Annotated in this window: 17 protein-coding genes; 14 read left to right on the top strand and 3 right to left on the bottom strand. The window is 61.7% G+C overall.

Translation table 11 applies throughout. The annotated features are described in order from the left end of the window. The first annotated feature begins 130 nt into the window (after nucleotides 1-130). From TM49_RS17805 to TM49_RS17765, 9 genes are all read left to right on the top strand, one after another. Nucleotides 131-1,291 carry a cysteine desulfurase family protein gene (locus TM49_RS17805; RefSeq protein ID WP_045683228.1) on the top strand — a complete coding sequence of 387 codons (1,161 nt, stop codon included), beginning with the start codon at nucleotides 131-133 and terminating at the stop codon, nucleotides 1,289-1,291. Between the two features lie 124 nt (nucleotides 1,292-1,415). Then, nucleotides 1,416-2,903, top strand: a complete 1,488-nt coding sequence (gene sufB, locus TM49_RS17800) for a Fe-S cluster assembly protein SufB (protein ID WP_045683227.1) — start codon at nucleotides 1,416-1,418, stop codon at nucleotides 2,901-2,903. Between the two features lie 72 nt (nucleotides 2,904-2,975). Continuing rightward, a complete protein-coding gene (gene sufC / locus TM49_RS17795; RefSeq protein ID WP_045683226.1) occupies nucleotides 2,976-3,731 on the top strand; it encodes a Fe-S cluster assembly ATPase SufC in 756 nt (251 codons plus the stop codon). A gap of 17 nt (nucleotides 3,732-3,748) precedes the next feature. After that, nucleotides 3,749-5,014, top strand: a complete 1,266-nt coding sequence (gene sufD, locus TM49_RS17790; RefSeq protein WP_045683224.1) for a Fe-S cluster assembly protein SufD — start codon at nucleotides 3,749-3,751, stop codon at nucleotides 5,012-5,014. Further along, nucleotides 5,007-5,399, top strand: coding sequence for a VOC family protein (locus tag TM49_RS17785; RefSeq protein ID WP_045683222.1), 393 nt, complete (start codon nucleotides 5,007-5,009; stop codon nucleotides 5,397-5,399). The genes sufD and TM49_RS17785 overlap by 8 nt, the downstream gene beginning before the upstream one ends. Then, complete coding sequence (locus TM49_RS17780) at nucleotides 5,389-6,624, top strand: cysteine desulfurase (protein WP_045683220.1); 1,236 nt, start codon at nucleotides 5,389-5,391, stop codon at nucleotides 6,622-6,624. Before TM49_RS17785 ends, TM49_RS17780 begins: the two co-directional genes overlap by 11 nt. Nucleotides 6,625-6,639: 15 nt before the next feature. After that, nucleotides 6,640-7,011, top strand: a complete 372-nt coding sequence (locus TM49_RS17775; RefSeq protein ID WP_045683219.1) for an SUF system Fe-S cluster assembly protein — start codon at nucleotides 6,640-6,642, stop codon at nucleotides 7,009-7,011. A gap of 72 nt (nucleotides 7,012-7,083) precedes the next feature. Next, nucleotides 7,084-7,476, top strand: coding sequence for a Fe-S cluster assembly scaffold SufA (gene sufA / locus TM49_RS17770; RefSeq protein ID WP_045685434.1), 393 nt, complete (start codon nucleotides 7,084-7,086; stop codon nucleotides 7,474-7,476). Between the two features lie 8 nt (nucleotides 7,477-7,484). Beyond that, on the top strand, nucleotides 7,485-8,108 hold the full coding sequence (locus TM49_RS17765; protein WP_045685433.1) for a LysE family translocator: 624 nt from the start codon (nucleotides 7,485-7,487) through the stop codon (nucleotides 8,106-8,108). A gap of 25 nt (nucleotides 8,109-8,133) precedes the next feature. Here the strand turns inward: TM49_RS17765 and TM49_RS17760 are convergent, their stop codons facing one another. After that, nucleotides 8,134-8,763, bottom strand: coding sequence for a TetR/AcrR family transcriptional regulator (locus tag TM49_RS17760; RefSeq protein ID WP_045683217.1), 630 nt, complete (start codon nucleotides 8,761-8,763; stop codon nucleotides 8,134-8,136). Between the two features lie 40 nt (nucleotides 8,764-8,803). On the opposite strand from TM49_RS17760, the gene TM49_RS17755 reads away from it, so the two are divergent. Then, the gene (locus TM49_RS17755; protein WP_045683216.1) at nucleotides 8,804-9,034 is read left to right on the top strand and encodes a DUF4287 domain-containing protein; all 231 of its coding nucleotides are present in this window, start codon (nucleotides 8,804-8,806) and stop codon (nucleotides 9,032-9,034) included. 124 nt (nucleotides 9,035-9,158) lie between these two features. Here the strand turns inward: TM49_RS17755 and fumC are convergent, their stop codons facing one another. Then, the gene (gene fumC, locus TM49_RS17750; protein ID WP_045683214.1) at nucleotides 9,159-10,550 is read right to left on the bottom strand and encodes a class II fumarate hydratase; all 1,392 of its coding nucleotides are present in this window, start codon (nucleotides 10,548-10,550) and stop codon (nucleotides 9,159-9,161) included. Between the two features lie 166 nt (nucleotides 10,551-10,716). On the opposite strand from fumC, the gene TM49_RS17745 reads away from it, so the two are divergent. Together TM49_RS17745 and TM49_RS17740 are read left to right on the top strand one after the other, a co-directional pair. Continuing rightward, nucleotides 10,717-11,043 (top strand): ArsR/SmtB family transcription factor, encoded by a 327-nt coding sequence (locus TM49_RS17745; RefSeq protein ID WP_244464748.1) that lies wholly within the window; start codon nucleotides 10,717-10,719, stop codon nucleotides 11,041-11,043. Nucleotides 11,044-11,355: 312 nt separating this feature from the next. Further along, nucleotides 11,356-13,290, top strand: a complete 1,935-nt coding sequence (locus tag TM49_RS17740) for a L,D-transpeptidase family protein (RefSeq protein ID WP_045685431.1) — start codon at nucleotides 11,356-11,358, stop codon at nucleotides 13,288-13,290. Nucleotides 13,291-13,351: 61 nt separating this feature from the next. Here TM49_RS17740 and TM49_RS17735 read toward each other — a convergent pair whose 3' ends face one another. Next, nucleotides 13,352-14,026, bottom strand: coding sequence for an HAD family hydrolase (locus tag TM49_RS17735; protein WP_045683210.1), 675 nt, complete (start codon nucleotides 14,024-14,026; stop codon nucleotides 13,352-13,354). A 123-nt stretch (nucleotides 14,027-14,149) separates the two neighbouring features. Here TM49_RS17735 and rpiA point away from each other — a divergent pair, with 123 nt between their 5' ends. Continuing rightward, the gene (rpiA, locus tag TM49_RS17730; protein ID WP_045683208.1) at nucleotides 14,150-14,848 is read left to right on the top strand and encodes a ribose-5-phosphate isomerase RpiA; all 699 of its coding nucleotides are present in this window, start codon (nucleotides 14,150-14,152) and stop codon (nucleotides 14,846-14,848) included. A 13-nt stretch (nucleotides 14,849-14,861) separates the two neighbouring features. After that, entirely contained in the window at nucleotides 14,862-15,422 is a 561-nt protein-coding gene (locus TM49_RS17725; RefSeq protein WP_045683206.1) for a DUF2059 domain-containing protein, read from the top strand. Nucleotides 15,423-15,518: the final 96 nt, after the last annotated feature.

The following is a 15,518-nucleotide window of genomic DNA, read 5'->3' as shown; positions in this document are numbered from 1 at the left end:
TCTACAAGCAGTTTAGAATAATTCGAAAACAGGGTATCGTCGGTTCTGCGGTCCAAATAGGGCAAGCGACCCGGCAATTTCAAGGAAAATGCGTGCCGGGGCAGGAAAGCCTTGGTATTTTGGCAGGATTATGGGCACCAACCGGATCTATCTCGACTGGAATGCGACTGCGCCGCTTCTTTCGCAAGCGCGCGCCGCGGTGCTTGATGGCCTTGATCTTCAGGGCAATGCTTCGTCCGTCCATCGCGAAGGGCGCGCTGCCCGCGGGCTGATCGAGGCGGCCAGACGCGATGTGGCCGCTCTCGTCGGTGTCGATCCTGCGCATGTCATCTTCACCTCGGGTGCAACCGAGGCTGCCAACCATATCCTGACGCCGGATTTCCGCATGGGCCGCAGCCCGGTGCGCCTGGGTGCGCTCTATGTTTCGGCAATCGAGCATCCGGCCGTTCACGAAGGCGGTCGGTTTGCCGCGCGGCATGAAATCCCGGTCGGCGGCGACGGCATTGTCCGTCTCGACGCTCTGGACGAAATGCTGGCCGCGCATGATCCCGCTTCGGGTCTGCCGATGGTTGCCATCATGCTCGCCAACAGCGAAACCGGAATTCTGCAGCCCGTCGCGGACGCGGCAAAGATTGTGCATGCGCATGGCGGCATTCTGGTCGTTGATGCGGTGCAGGCCGTGGGCCGCATTCCGGTGTCGTTGGAGGCACTCGGCGCCGATTTTCTCATCATCTCTTCCCACAAGATCGGCGGGCCGAAGGGTGTCGGCGCGCTCGTTTCGCGTGGCGAGACGCTGATGCCGGCGCCGCTTGTCAGGGGGGGCGGTCACGAGAAGGGGCATCGTTCGGGAACGGAAAGCATTGCCGGCATTATGGGCTTTGGTGCCGCGGCAGCCTTCGCCGTACGCGACCTTGCCGAACGCAATCGCATGATTGCGGCCTTGCGCGACCGGCTTGAAGCGGGCATGCGGCAGGCAGCGGGCGATGTCGTCATCCTCGGCGAAGCCGGCCCGCGCGTGCCGAACACCACATGCTTTGTGCTGCCGGGCCTGAAGGCCGAAACAGGGCAGATCGCCTTCGATCTCGAGGGCATTGCGCTTTCCGCGGGGTCGGCCTGCTCGTCCGGCAAGGTTGGCGAGAGCCATGTGCTGAAGGCAATGGGGCTCGATGCGCGGCTCGGCGCGCTGCGCATCTCCATCGGGGCTGCCACGACAGAGGCTGAAATCGATGCGGCGATCGCCGTGTTCGCGAAGATTGCAGGTCGCCGCCGGCTTTCGGATGCCGCGGCCTGAAGAATTGACGAATCGTAAGTCGGGCGGGGTGCAATTGTCCGCCGGGCTGATTAAATAGAGCGGTAAACCCGCTTTGGAATGAAAACCGCCGGGCCTTGAACCCGGTCATGCGTGGAGTGACATTATGGTTGCCGTCAAGGAAACCGTCGATCAGGTCGCCAAGATCGACGTCGATCAGTACAAATACGGTTTCGAGACGATGATTGAAGTGGACAAGGCACCCAAGGGCCTGTCCGAAGACATCATCCGTTTCATCTCGCACAAGAAGTCCGAACCCGACTGGATGCTGCAATGGCGTCTGGAGGCCTATCAGCGCTGGCTCACCATGGAAGAGCCGTCCTGGGCAAGGGTGAGCTATCCGAAGATCGACTTCAACGACATCTATTATTATGCCGCGCCGAAATCCTTCACCGGCCCGAAGACGCTGGATGAGGTCGATCCGGAACTGCTGGCGACCTATGAGAAGCTCGGCATTCCGCTGAAGGAACAGGAAATCCTCGCCGGCGTGCAGGAGCCGCAGCACCAGTCGTCGAGCCGCGTCGCCGTCGACGCCGTGTTCGACTCGGTTTCGGTCGTCACCACCTTCAAGAAGGAACTCGCCAAGGCCGGTGTGATCTTCATGTCGATCTCCGAGGCAATCCGCGAGCATCCCGAACTGATCCAGAAATATCTGGGTTCGGTCGTTCCGCGCGGCGATAACTTCTACGCGGCTCTGAACGCTGCTGTCTTCACCGATGGCTCGTTCGTCTACGTGCCGAAGGGCGTTCGCTGCCCGATGGAACTGTCGACCTATTTCCGTATCAACGAGAAGAACACCGGCCAGTTCGAGCGCACGCTGATCATCGCGGAAGAGGGCGCCTACGTCTCCTATCTGGAAGGCTGCACCGCCCCGCAGCGCGACGAGAACCAGCTTCATGCCGCCGTCGTCGAGCTGATCGCGCTGGACGACGCCGAGATCAAGTACTCGACGGTGCAGAACTGGTTCCCCGGCGACAAGGACGGCAAGGGCGGCATCTACAACTTCGTCACCAAGCGCGGCGATTGCCGTGGCGACAACTCGAAGATCTCGTGGACGCAGGTCGAAACCGGCTCGGCGATCACCTGGAAGTATCCGTCCTGCCTGCTGCGCGGCGACAATTCGCGCGGCGAGTTCTATTCGATCGCCGTTTCCAACGGTCATCAGCAGATCGACAGCGGCACCAAGATGATCCATCTCGGCAAGAACACCTCGAGCCGCATCATCTCCAAGGGCATTTCCGCGGGCTTCTCCAACAACACCTATCGCGGCCAGGTTTCGGCCCATCGCAGGGCGGAGAACGCGCGCAACTTCACCCAGTGCGACTCGCTCCTGATCGGCGACAAGTGCGGCGCCCACACCGTGCCTTACATCGAGGCCGGCAACGCGTCCGCCCGCTTCGAGCATGAGGCAACGACGTCGAAGATCTCCGAGGACCAGCTGTTCTACTGCATGCAGCGCGGCATTCCCGAGGAAGAGGCAATTGCCCTCATCGTCAACGGCTTTGTGCGTGAGGTGATCCAGGAACTACCGATGGAATTCGCCGTCGAGGCGCAGAAGCTGATCGGGATTTCGCTGGAAGGCTCTGTCGGCTGATCGAGGCTGTCTGAAATTAATATGAATTCAAGCGCTTGGAGCGCTAACCTTATTCCTTGAAGGAAGTTTGTCATGCTTGAGATCAAGAACCTGCACGCACGCATTGCCGAGGACGGCACGGAAATCATCCGTGGGCTGAACCTGACGATTCAGGACGGCGAAGTTGCCGCCATCATGGGGCCGAACGGTTCCGGCAAGTCGACGCTGTCCTATATCCTTGCCGGTCGTGAAGATTATGAGGTCACCGAAGGTGAGGTGATCTATAACGGCGAGAACATTCTGGAGCTCGATGCCGCCGAGCGCGCCGCCAAGGGCGTATTCCTGGCCTTCCAGTATCCGATGGAGATCCCCGGCGTTGCCACCATGCAGTTCCTGAAGGTGGCGATGAACGAGCAGCGCAAGGCCCGTGGCGAAGGCGAGCTTTCGACGCCCGATTTCATGCGCCGCGTCAAGGAAGCCTCGGCCGAACTGAAGATCGAGTACGACATGCTCAAGCGGCCGCTGAATGTCGGCTTCTCCGGTGGTGAGAAGAAGCGCGCTGAAATCCTGCAGATGGCGCTTCTGGAGCCGAAGCTCTGCGTCATGGACGAGACCGACTCGGGCCTCGATATCGACGCGCTGAAGATTGTCGCCGACGGCGTCAACGCGCTCAGAGCGCCGGATCGCTCGGTCATGGTCATCACCCACTACCAGCGTCTGCTTGATTACATCGTGCCGGACACGGTTCACGTGCTCTACAAGGGCCAGATCATCAAGTCCGGCGGCAAGGAACTCGCCCACGAACTCGAAGCCAATGGCTACGCCGATATCATCGGCGAAGCGGCCTGAGGCCGGGAGAAGACGCGATGAATGTTCAAAAGACGATAACGCTCACGGCCGCCGAGGAGGCGCTGATTGCCTCCTTCGGGCGGCTGTCGGGTTCGCTTCCGGGCAATGCCGCCGTCACCATGGAACGCGACCGGCTGGTCGGCGATATCCGCAAGTCCGGCCTGCCGACGCGCCGCGTCGAGGCCTGGCACTATACCGATCTGCGCAACCTGCTCCGCAATATTCCGGACGAGAGTGGCGAGGCGGTGAACCCGGTCGCCGGTCTCCTGCCTGACACGAGCGTTCTGGCGCTGGTGCAGGGAAGAGCGGGCCACCTGCCGGAGATTGACGGCGTCACAGGCGGCACGACCTCGGATGCGCTGTCTGAGGGCGACGACGCGATGAACGTGGCGCTGTCGCGCCCGGACGATGCGATCGGCCGCATCAACGGTGCGCTGGTCAGCGACGGTTATGTCATCGATATCGCCCAATCGCTTGAGGCTCCGGTGGAAATTCAGGCGGTGCATGGCGGTGGCCAGGTCCACAGCCGCAACCGCGTCACCTTTGCCGATGGTGTCAGTGGCACGGTCGTCGAGCGCCATCTGGCGCCGGAAGGCGATGCAGCGCTCGTCAGCACGCTGACGGCCATCACGCTCGGCAAGGATACCGAGGTCACCTATGTGGTGATGCAGCAGCAGGGTGCGGAAGATACGCATCTCGGCAAGCTGAAGATCGAGCTCGGCGAGAATGCGAAGCTGAAGCTCCTGATCGTCAATGCCGGCGGCAAGCTGGTGCGCCACGAGATCGATTGCGCGGTCGTCGGCGAGGGGGCCGACCTGATGCTGCGCGGCGTCAACCTGCTCGGTGGTGAAACCCATACCGACATCACCTTCGACCTCGGCCACAACGTGCCGAACACGACCTCGACGGAAGTCATTCGCAATGTCGTGTTCGACAAGGCGCGTGGCGTGTTCCAGGGTCTGATCCGGGTGGCCCCCGATGCCCAGAAGACGGATGCGAAGATGTCGTGCAATACGCTGCTGATGAGCGATTTCGGCGCGTTCAATGCCAAGCCGGAGCTCGAAATCTTTGCTGACGACGTGCAGTGCGGCCACGGCGCGACGGTCACGGATATCGACCCGAACCATCTCTACTACCTGATGGCGCGCGGTATTCCGAAGAAGGTCGTGACCGGCATGCTGATCAACGCCTTCGTTGCAGAGATCGTCGAGGAGCTCGAGAACGAGGCGCTGTCCGAGGCTGTCGAGGCGATCATCGCCGACTGGCTCGATCGCCATGAGTGATCTGCCCGTCAGCCTCGATCATGCCGTCATCCATGTCTCCGACTGGGAGCGGGCCCGCGCGTTCTATACGCGGGTGATCGGGGCCGACATCATCGGCGGAGCGGAGGGGCCTTGCTCCTTCCGGCTCGGCCGGCAGCAGCTCAACGTGCATGGACCGGGTGTCGACGGCACCCCGGTTGCGAAAATACCGGTGATGCCCGGCAACAGTGATCTGTGCTTTCGCTGGGATGGTCCGATTGCAGCCGCCATTGCCCACCTTGAGGCGGAGGGCGTTGCGGTCGAGCTCGGGCCGGTCGAGCGCAACGGGGCGCTCGGAAAGGGCACGAGCGTCTATTTCCGCGACCCGGATGGTTCATTGATGGAGTTCATCAGTTATGGACACTAAGGTTTCCACTTACGACGTCGAAAAGATCCGGCAGGATTTCCCGATCCTCAGCCGGGAGATCTACGGCAAGCCGCTGGTCTATCTCGACAACGGTGCCTCCGCGCAGAAGCCGCAGGTCGTCATCGACGCCATCTCGAATGCTTACAGCCACGAATACGCCAATGTGCATCGCGGCCTGCATTTCCTTTCCAACGCCGCGACCGAGGCCTATGAGGCCGCGCGCGAGAAGGTGAGGGCATTCCTGAATGCCGGCTCGGTGAACGAGATCGTCTTCACCCGCAACACCACCGAAGCGATCAACACGGTCGCCTATGGCTGGGCGATGGAGCACCTGAAGGAGGGCGACGAGATCGTCCTTTCGATCATGGAGCACCATTCCAACATCGTGCCCTGGAATTTCCTGCGCGAACGCATGGGCGTCAAGCTGGTCTGGATCCCTGTCGACGACGAGGGCGAGTTCCATATCGAGGACTTCGAAAACTGCCTGAGCGAGCGCACCAAGCTCGTCGCCATCACCCAGATGTCGAATGCGCTCGGCACCATCGTCGACGTGAAGGACGTCTGCCGCATCGCACACGAGCGCGACATTCCGGTGCTGGTCGATGGCTCGCAGGGCGCGGTTCACATGCCGGTCGATGTCCGCGATATCGATTGCGACTGGTACGCGATGACCGGCCACAAGCTTTACGGTCCCTCGGGCATCGGCGTGCTTTACGGCAAGTTCGATCGGCTCTCAGAGATGCGCCCATTTCAGGGCGGCGGCGAGATGATCGCGGACGTCTTTACCGACCGCGTCACTTATGCCGAGCCGCCGCATCGCTTCGAAGCCGGCACGCCGCCGATCGTCCAGGCTATTGGACTGGGCGTTGCCCTTGACTATATGCAGGGTATAGGACGCGCGGCGATTGCCGCGCACGAGGCTGATCTGACGGCCTATGCAAAAGAACAGCTCGGGCACGTCAATTCGCTGCGCGTGATCGGCAATGCCAAGGCCAAGGGCGGCATCTTTTCCTTCGCCATGGAAGGGGTGCATGCCCACGACATCTCGACGATCATAGACCGTCGCGGTGTTGCGGTTCGGGCCGGCACCCATTGCGCCCAGCCGCTTCTGACGCGCTTCGGTGTCACCTCGACCTGCCGGGTCTCGTTCGGCCTTTACAATACGCGTGCTGAGGTGGATGCGCTGGTGGAAGCGCTCGACTACGCCCGCGACTTCTTTGCCTGATTTTAGGAGAATGGCATGAGTGTTGAAGAAAACACCGGCGCAAGCGCCGCAGAGCCCGGCTCTTCCATCCCTCCGGAAGAGCTTGCGCGCCTGAGCGACGATATCGTCGGCGCGCTGAAGACGGTTTATGACCCGGAAATTCCGGCCGATATTTTCGAACTCGGTCTGATCTACAAGATCGATGTCGATGACGACCGGATGGTGAAGATCGAGATGACACTGACGGCACCCGGCTGCCCGGTTGCCGGCGAAATGCCGGCCTGGGTCGAAAACGCGGTCAGCACGGTCGAGGGCGTTTCCGGCGTCGAGGTCGAAATGACCTTCGATCCGCCGTGGACGCCGGACCGCATGTCGGAAGAGGCCAAGGTGGCCGTCGGCTGGTATTGACGCCGGTCGATTGTACTGATGCAATAGACTTCGAACGCCGGGCCTTTAACCCGGATGTTGATGGAGAATGAAATGGGCTTTCAGGTTATCACCCTCACCGATGCGGCTGCGACCCGCGTCAACGAGATCATCGGCAATTCGGGTCCGGAGGCGCTGGGCATCCGCGTTTCGATCAAGAAGGGTGGCTGCGCCGGCATGGAGTATGCCGTCGACCTGGTCACCGGCGACAATCGCAACGACAAGGACGACTTTGTCGAGCATTCTGGCGCCAGGGTGTGGGTCGATCCGGCTGCGGCCCTTTATCTTCTAGGCACGGAGATGGATTTCGAGGTGACCAAGCTCAGGACCGGCTTCGTCTTCCGCAATCCAAACGAAACCTCGGCCTGCGGCTGCGGCGAATCGGTCGAACTCAAGGCCGCCGACCTTGCCGAACTGGCCAAGGCCCGCCAGGCGGCTGCACACTGATCATGACGATGCTCGCGGCGCTGTTTCTGAAGGCGGTGCTGCTCGGGCTTGCCATTGCCGCTCCGGTCGGGCCGATCGGGGCGCTCTGCATCAATCGCGCGCTGACCCGCGGTTTTTGGGTGGGCGTTTCGGGCGGACTGGGAACGGCGCTGGCGGATGCGAGCTACGGCCTGCTTGCCGCGCTCGGATTTGCTGCATTCTCCGCGTTTCTGGCGACCATATCAGCGCCGCTGGCGCTCGCCGGTGGCGCCTTCTTGATTTTCCTGGGCTGGCGCGAGATGCGCTTCAAGGGAGACCGTCCGCCGGCGGCCGAGACGGGCAGGGGCGATCTTCTTCGCACCATCGCCATCACCTACGGCCTGACGATCGCCAATCCGGCAACCATCCTCTCTTTCGTGGCAATCTTCGCAGGCTTCGGTCTCGCTGATGCGGGCTCCACCGGTCTGCCGGTCGCCGTGGTGGTGCTGGGCGTCTTTTGCGGCTCGCTTCTGTGGTGGATTTTTCTGAGCGGCCTCGTCGCCATCATCCGCCACCGCCTGCCGGCAAGCTTTGCGGCCTGGGTGGCGCGGATATCGGGCGGAATCCTCATCGGCTTCGGGCTGGTGGCGATCTCGACGGCGTTTCCGCAGTAGAAGGTCGGTTCCGCTGACAGTCTCGTCAACGAGCGCGCGCAAGGTTTAGCACCAGCGTCCCGGCCAGCCATTCCTCATAGCGTTCGGGCGACCAGCCACTTTCCACCACCAGCATGCGGTAGATATCGCGGCTGGTATACATCCAAAGCAGCCGGCGTGCTTCTTCCTCACCGAGTCCGGGGCGCTGAAGGTTTGCGCGAAATAGGGCCTCGATGCGCTCCCGTTGCATCTCGTAGCGGATCGTTTCGAAGCGTTGCTCCTGCTTCCTGAGTTCGGCTGAAAAGCCCGAGATGCCACGCATCAGGCCCAGCTTTTCGGCTTCGTCTTCGTAGATCGCCCGAGCGATGGACGCCGTCATGGCGAGCATGCGCACCGGATCGGTTTCGCCTTCAAGTTTCTTGCGTGCCGCCTCGAAACGGGCGCCGAACAAAGAGCGCTCCATGATGGCCGCCAGCAGCCCGGCCTTGCCTTTGAAGATGGCATAGATGGTCGATTGACCTACCTTCGCCCGCTCGGCAATGGCAGAGATCTTGGTTGCGTCAATGCCGTCGCGCGAAAACAGCAGGGTCGCCGCGTCGAGGATATCATCGCGGGTTTTGTTCGCCGATTGCTCACGCTGCGGCGACGAATAGCTGCGCTTGTTTCCGGTCTGCATATTGGATATAGTTTACTCTATTGAATATGGAGATACAATCATGAGCTTTCAGGCCTATCTCGACAACATCAAAGCAAAAACCGGCAAGACGCCGGAGGACTTTCACGCCCTTGCCGAAAAGGCAGGGTTGATGGGCCCCGATCTCAAGGCGACCGGGCTGACCTCTTGGCTCAAGTCGGAGTTCGGCCTTGGCCACGGTCACGCCATGGCGATCTGGGCTGTTTTCAAAGATCGCGGGTGGGTCGCGTCAAAGACTGGAAAAACGGGATAGTCCGCTTCATGCCTCTCGGTATCCCGTCTACGAGGACGGAGATGTCGAGAGGCAAAGTCTGCCTTGCGGCGGAGAGAGGCAGAGCCCCAGCCGGGCTGGCCGGAGGGGCTCAGGCCGTCATGCCTTACTTCGGCGAAATCATCAGTTCCGGACGGACGATCTCGTCATATTCCTCGGCGGTCACAAGACCCGTGGCCAGCGCTTCTTCGCGCAGCGTGGTGTTGTTCTTGTGCGCGGTCTTGGCGATCTTGGCGGCGTTGTCGTAGCCGATCTTCGGGGCGAGCGCGGTGACCAGCATCAGCGAACGGTCGAGGCCGGCCTTGATGTTTTCCTCGCGCGCCTTGATACCGACGACGCAATTGTCGGTGAAGGAGCGGGCAGCGTCGCCCAGAAGCTGCACCGACTGCAGGAAATTGTAGGCCATCATCGGATTGTAGACGTTGAGCTCGAACTGGCCCTGGCTTCCCGCGAAGCCGATCGCCGCCTGGTTGCCGGCGATGTGGGCGCAGACCTGGGTCATAGCCTCGTTCTGCGTCGGGTTGACCTTGCCGGGCATGATCGAGGAGCCGGGCTCGTTTTCCGGCAGAGCCAGTTCGCCGAGGCCCGAACGCGGGCCGGAGGCGAGGTAACGGATGTCGTTGGCGATCTTGAAGCAGGCCATGGCAGCGGCGTTGATCGCGCCATGAGCGAAGACCATCGCGTCATGGGCGGCGAGCACTTCGAATTTGTTCGGCGCGGTGATGAAGGGCAGGCCGGTGATCTCGGCGACTTCCTCGGCCACCTTCTCGGCAAAGCCGATCGGCGCGTTGAGGCCGGTCCCGACGGCCGTGCCGCCCTGGGCAAGCTGGTAGAGGCCGGGCAGCGTCAGCTCGATGCGCTGGATGGCGGAGGCGATCTGCGCGGTGTAGCCAGAAAACTCCTGGCCGAGCGTCAGCGGCGTGGCATCCTGCGTATGCGTACGGCCGATCTTGATGATGTCGGCGAATTCCTTTTCCTTCGCCTCGAGCGCTTCCTGCAGGTGCTTCAGGCCGGGCAGCAGGTGATGCACGATCTGCTCGGCGCAGGCGACGTGCATGGCCGTCGGATAGGTGTCGTTCGACGACTGGCTCATGTTGACGTGGTCGTTCGGATGGACCGGCTTCTTCGAACCCATCTCGCCGCCGAGGATTTCGATCGCGCGGTTGGAGATCACCTCATTGGCATTCATGTTCGACTGCGTGCCCGAACCCGTCTGCCAGACAACCAGCGGGAAATGGTCGTTGAGCTTGCCGTCGATGACCTCCTGCGCGGCCTCGACGATGGCATTGCCGAGTTCTGCGGGGAGGCGGTCGAGCGCCATGTTGGCCTTGGCGGCCGCCTGCTTGACGATGCCGAGCGCGCGCACCACCGAAAGCGGCTGCTTCTCCCAGCCTATCTTGAAGTTGCCGAGCGAACGCTGGGCCTGAGCGCCCCAGTAGCGGTCGGCGGCGACTTCGATCGGGCCGAATGTATCGGTTTCTGTGCGGGTTGCGGTCATGGTGTCATACTCCTGGGGTCGCCCGGCGGCCGGGCTTGAAATTCGTCACGAATGCAATCGCGCGCGGCGGGCCGCTCTGTCAACAATCACGGTGAACTTATTCGATTTAGACCGCTCCGGCAGGGCGGGAAAATGCCGGCGGAGGGCTGGGAAGGACCGAGGCTTCATGATATCCGGAGCCATGGATGACGCCAAAGACCGCATGATCACTGCGCTGTCCGCGCTAGCCTACGGGCCGCGGCTCGATATTTTCCGCTATCTGGTGCGTGCCGAGCCTGCCGGCGCCTATGCGGGCAATATTGCCGAGGCGCTGGATATGCGCGCGAACACGCTCTCGGCCAACCTTTCGATCCTCACCAGGGCAGGCCTGATCTCGAGCACCCGCGAGGGGCGTTTCATCCTCTATCGTGCCAATCTCGGGATGATGGATACGCTATTGTCCTACCTCACCGAGGACTGCTGCGGCGGGCGGAAAAATACGCCCTCGTGCTGAGCCGGCAGGCTCTTCTCCATCGGCCACCGTTTCGTCAAAATGTCGCAGCAGGGGAACAAAGCCGGTTAATGTCCTGTTAAGACGGCATTGATATTTTTCAACCAGGTCTGCCCGCTCCGGGTCGCGCCATAACCAGGTGTTGTGTTTATGCAAGCATCACCAACTGTCCGGGTTCCGATAGCAGAAATGTTATTGGCTGCTATCCGGGGTGCGGGCTAAACTAATTGTAATTCTGCAAAGATCCAAAACGGGGTGAATCAATTGCGCAATAAGCTCTTCGTCCGCGTCTCGTCCGTCGCACTCGCCGCGACCATGGCGACGGCTTTCGTGCCGGCCTCCGCCAATGCCTTGACACTGATGGACATCCTGCGTGGCCGTAACAAGGAGGCCGACCGCCCCGCGGCCGTCCAGCCGTCTCAGCCTCAGCCGCAGCAGCAGGTTCAGCGGACCTATTCCATCCCTAAGGTCGCGCCGCCGAAATATTATACCTACAAGCCCGATGCCTTGCGTTATATCGCGATCACCGAGATCCGGGATCCTGTGGTCACTGGCTCCGTCGAGCGGGACGACCTCTCCGAGATGGCCACGCCTGTCGCCGCCACGGCTGACGATGCGGCCAACAACGACGCCATGACCGAAGTTGCCGCGATCAACCCGACGACCGCGACGGATGAAGCCGGTACCGACGTCACCACGGTCGCGATCGGTGAGAACGATCCCCGCCAGTATCTGACCGATGCCCGTGTGAAGGCCGAAGACAGCGTCGCCAAGGCCCTCGAGGCCTATTACGAGAACGGGGGCGAACTGCTCTGGGTTGCCGACGGAAAGATCGCGCCGGCTGCCGGTAAGGCACTCAACACCCTTCGCCATGCCGGTGAATACGGTCTCGATGCTACCGACTACCGCGTCGAACTGCCGATCATCTCCTCCTCGATGAGCGAAGAGGAGCGTGACGAAGCGCTGATGCAGTTCGAGCTGGCGCTTTCGGCCGAAGTCCTGACCTATATGGAAGACGCCAAGCGCGGCCGCGTCGACCCCAACCGCATTTCCGAATTTCACGATCTGCAGCGCAACCCGGTCGATCTCGATGAGGCATTGAAGGCGCTCGGCAAGGCCGAGGATGTTTCCGGCCTGATGGAGAGCTACAACCCGCAGAGCGACCGGTTCCGCGAACTGAAGGCAGAGCTGAAGACGCTGCGCAACAGCGACGAAGAAGTCGAGCCGATCGTGTTCAGCGCCTCCAAGGTCTACATCCATCCCGGCGAAAACGACCAGGATGTGCCGAATCTCGTCAAGGCCATCTGGCGCAAGAGCCCGGTCGAGTTCCGCAACGACCATGCCGAGGTGTTTGCCGCCTATGACGATGGCACCGAGTATACCCCGGAGCTGGTGTCGCTGGTGAAGGACTTCCAGCGCGACCACGGCCTCTATGTCGACGGTGTCGTTGGTCCCAATACCATCGCCGCCTTCGACCTCGAAACCAATGACGACCGCGCCGACAAGGTGGTTGCGGCGATGGAACGCCTGCGCTGGCTGCCGGATGATTTCGGCCCGCGTTACGTCTTCATCAACCAGCCGGCCTATCGCGTCTACTACCACCAGGATGGCGGCGAGAACTTCGATATGCGCGTCGTGGTCGGCAACCCGACGAACCAGACCTACTTCTTCCGCGATGAGATCGAGACGGTCGAATTCAATCCCTATTGGGGCATTCCGCGTTCCATCGTCGTCAACGAGTATCTGCCGAAACTGCGCGCCAATCCGGGCTACTTCGACCAGATCGGCTACGAGGTGAGCTATAACGGCCGCCGCGTATCGTCGGCCTCGGTCAACTGGGCAGCGGCGCCGATGGTCGATGTCCGCCAGCCGCCGGGCGAGCGCAATGCACTTGGCCAGCTGAAGATCCTGTTCCCGAACTCGCATGCCATCTACATGCACGATACGCCGCAGAAGAGCTTCTTCGACCGCGACGTCCGTGCGCTGTCCCATGGTTGCGTCCGTCTGGCCGAGCCGAACAAGATGGCCGCCGCGGTGCTTGGCATTCCGGAATCGGATGTCGAGGCGAACATCGCAACCGGCCAGAACATGCCGGTCGACCTGCCGCACAAGTTCCCGGTCTACGTCTCCTATTTCACCGCCTGGCCGGATGCCAACGGTGAGGTCCAGTATTACGATGACGTCTACGAGCGCGACATGTATCTCGATCGCGCCTTCGATGCCGTCAGCAAGTCGCGCGCCGACGTCTGAGGCGTCGCGCCGTACTGAAGCTTGAAAAAGGCGCGTCCTAAGATCGGACGCGCCTTTTTTCTTATCGGCCGATCAGCGTATCCAGCAGCGCTGGTGTCAGCCGGTCGAAATGGCTGATCACTTTGTCCGCGCCGAGTTCCTCTGCTGGCTTTTCGGTATAGCCGAAGGTGACGGCGACGGTGGAGACATCGGCGCCCTTGGCTGCGTCAATGTCATTGGCGCTGTCGCCGATCATCACTGCGTGCGCGACAGTCGCGCCGGCGCGCTCGATCGTGCCGGAGACATGGCGCGGGTCGGGCTTGCGGTATTCGAAGGTGTCGCCGCAGGTGATGGTCCCGAACCATTCGGCGAGGTCCAGAGCCTCGAGCAGCGGCATGGTGAGTTCTTCGCGTTTGTTGGTGCAGACAGCGAGGCCGTAGCCTGCGTCCTTCAGCCGCGCGAGGGCTTCGAGCAGGCCCGGATAGGGGCGGCTCTTGCCAGGCATGCCGGCGCGGTAGTGCTCGGTGAACCGCGCAAAGCAGGCGTCGAAGGCTTCGCCGTCCAGCGTCCGATCATGAAAGGCGAAGGCGCGCTGGATCATGACCTTGACGCCGCGGCCAACCAGGAGTTTCACCTTGTCGACGCCGAAGGGCGGCAGGCCATGCGGGGCGATGGCGTGATTCAGGCTGTCGATCAGGTCGGGAGCGGTATCGATGAGCGTGCCATCCAGATCGAAGATGGCCAGTGGAGATGACATTGCAATTCCTTCCAGTTCCCCGGGTGGGAGGTGTCGAACCGGGGTGCTTCGTTCAAAAGGACTTTTGTTTATCGCCTTCGGCGTGTAAACACCTTAGCGTTAATCACAAGGAGCATGTGACGCATGGACGCGCGTCAACTGAAGGTCAAGGCGGCCGAAACAGCCCTCGGATATGTCGAAGACGGAATGCGGCTCGGGATCGGCACGGGCAGCACCGCACGGGAGTTCATCTCGCTGCTCGGCGAGAAGGTGGCGGAAGGATTCAATGTCGTCGGTGTGCCGACCTCCGAGGCAACAGCCCGCCAGTGCCTCGAACTCGGAATTCCGCTGAAATCGCTTGATGAGGCCCCTGAGCTCGACCTCACCATTGACGGCGCCGACGAGATCGATCCGGCGTTGAACCTGATCAAGGGTGGTGGCGGCGCGCTGCTGCGCGAGAAGATCGTCGCCTCCGCCTCGAAAGCGATGATCGTCATCGCCGACGAGAGCAAGGTGGTCGATGGCCTCGGCGCCTTCCCGCTGCCCATCGAGGTAATGCCCTTCGGCCTCGGCGCGACGCGACTTGCCGTCGAACGGGCCTCCAGCCGGCTCAACCTTTCCGGCAGCCTCGATCTTCGCCGCTCCGGCGATGGTCCTTTCACCACCGATGGCGGCCATTATATCCTCGATGCATCATTTGGCCGCATTCCCGATGCAGAGGCACTCTCTTCGGCATTGAATTCCATCGCGGGTGTGGTGGAACACGGGCTGTTCATCAATATTGCGACGCTTGCCATTGTTGCCTCTGACGGTGGCGTGCGGACACTGAAACCAATCGAATAGACAGGAGTTCCTGATGAGCTTTCACACGAAATTCGCCCGTTCCGCCGCCGTGGCGGCCACGCTTCTGGGGCTTGGGGCGTTTTCGGTCGCATCGGCCCAGGACGCGACGCCGGAGCAGCTGGCCGCCGCACAGCGGGCGCTGGAGGCTCTCGGCATTACCGCCCAGTTCGACGACATCCTGCCGAATCAGGCGGATCTCGTTCAGGCGCAGCTGACGCAGGTCTATCCGAACTATCATGACCTCATCGACGAGGTGGTGACCGATACCGCGATCTCGCTGGCATCGCGCCGTGGCGACCTCGAGCAGGAAGCGACGCAGATCTACGCCAACGTCTTCACCGAGGACGAGCTGAACCAGCTGGCTGACTTCTACGGTTCCGACGTCGGCAAGAAGTTCATCCAGTACGGTCCGATCGCCGCGCGTGAGCTGAGCCAGGCCGGCGATATCTGGGCACGCGGCATTGCCCGCGACCTCAATACCCAGGCGCAGGAAGAACTGAACAAGCGCATTACCGCCCAGGGCGGAACACCGGTGGAAGTGCCGGCGCCGACCACGGCTCCGGCCGCGCAGTAATAGCGCGAACGCGGTTGCTGCAACCGCTTCGTTGATTTTCGAACGCACCCTCGCCATCTCCTGGTGAGGGTGCGTTTGTTTTTGCAGCGCATCCAC

The sequence above is a fragment of the Martelella endophytica genome (genome assembly GCF_000960975.1).
Lineage (GTDB): Bacteria > Pseudomonadota > Alphaproteobacteria > Rhizobiales > Rhizobiaceae > Martelella > Martelella endophytica.
The sequence above is the reverse complement of the archived record's forward strand: the minus strand, read 5'-3'. Positions and strand labels throughout refer to the sequence as shown.

What these genes read in the sequence shown, in the direction of transcription:
- TM49_RS17805 (WP_045683228.1), top strand. Translation starts at nt 131, where the DNA reads ATGGGCACCAACCGGATCTATCTCGACTGGAATGCGACTGCGCCGCTT.
- sufB (WP_045683227.1), top strand. Translation starts at nt 1,416, where the DNA reads ATGGTTGCCGTCAAGGAAACCGTCGATCAGGTCGCCAAGATCGACGTC.
- sufC (WP_045683226.1), top strand. Translation starts at nt 2,976, where the DNA reads ATGCTTGAGATCAAGAACCTGCACGCACGCATTGCCGAGGACGGCACG.
- sufD (WP_045683224.1), top strand. Translation starts at nt 3,749, where the DNA reads ATGAATGTTCAAAAGACGATAACGCTCACGGCCGCCGAGGAGGCGCTG.
- TM49_RS17785 (WP_045683222.1), top strand. Translation starts at nt 5,007, where the DNA reads ATGAGTGATCTGCCCGTCAGCCTCGATCATGCCGTCATCCATGTCTCC.
- TM49_RS17780 (WP_045683220.1), top strand. Translation starts at nt 5,389, where the DNA reads ATGGACACTAAGGTTTCCACTTACGACGTCGAAAAGATCCGGCAGGAT.
- TM49_RS17775 (WP_045683219.1), top strand. Translation starts at nt 6,640, where the DNA reads ATGAGTGTTGAAGAAAACACCGGCGCAAGCGCCGCAGAGCCCGGCTCT.
- sufA (WP_045685434.1), top strand. Translation starts at nt 7,084, where the DNA reads ATGGGCTTTCAGGTTATCACCCTCACCGATGCGGCTGCGACCCGCGTC.
- TM49_RS17765 (WP_045685433.1), top strand. Translation starts at nt 7,485, where the DNA reads ATGCTCGCGGCGCTGTTTCTGAAGGCGGTGCTGCTCGGGCTTGCCATT.
- TM49_RS17760 (WP_045683217.1), bottom strand. Translation starts at nt 8,763, where the DNA reads ATGCAGACCGGAAACAAGCGCAGCTATTCGTCGCCGCAGCGTGAGCAA.
- TM49_RS17755 (WP_045683216.1), top strand. Translation starts at nt 8,804, where the DNA reads ATGAGCTTTCAGGCCTATCTCGACAACATCAAAGCAAAAACCGGCAAG.
- fumC (WP_045683214.1), bottom strand. Translation starts at nt 10,550, where the DNA reads ATGACCGCAACCCGCACAGAAACCGATACATTCGGCCCGATCGAAGTC.
- TM49_RS17745 (WP_244464748.1), top strand. Translation starts at nt 10,717, where the DNA reads ATGATATCCGGAGCCATGGATGACGCCAAAGACCGCATGATCACTGCG.
- TM49_RS17740 (WP_045685431.1), top strand. Translation starts at nt 11,356, where the DNA reads ATGGCGACGGCTTTCGTGCCGGCCTCCGCCAATGCCTTGACACTGATG.
- TM49_RS17735 (WP_045683210.1), bottom strand. Translation starts at nt 14,026, where the DNA reads ATGTCATCTCCACTGGCCATCTTCGATCTGGATGGCACGCTCATCGAT.
- rpiA (WP_045683208.1), top strand. Translation starts at nt 14,150, where the DNA reads ATGGACGCGCGTCAACTGAAGGTCAAGGCGGCCGAAACAGCCCTCGGA.
- TM49_RS17725 (WP_045683206.1), top strand. Translation starts at nt 14,862, where the DNA reads ATGAGCTTTCACACGAAATTCGCCCGTTCCGCCGCCGTGGCGGCCACG.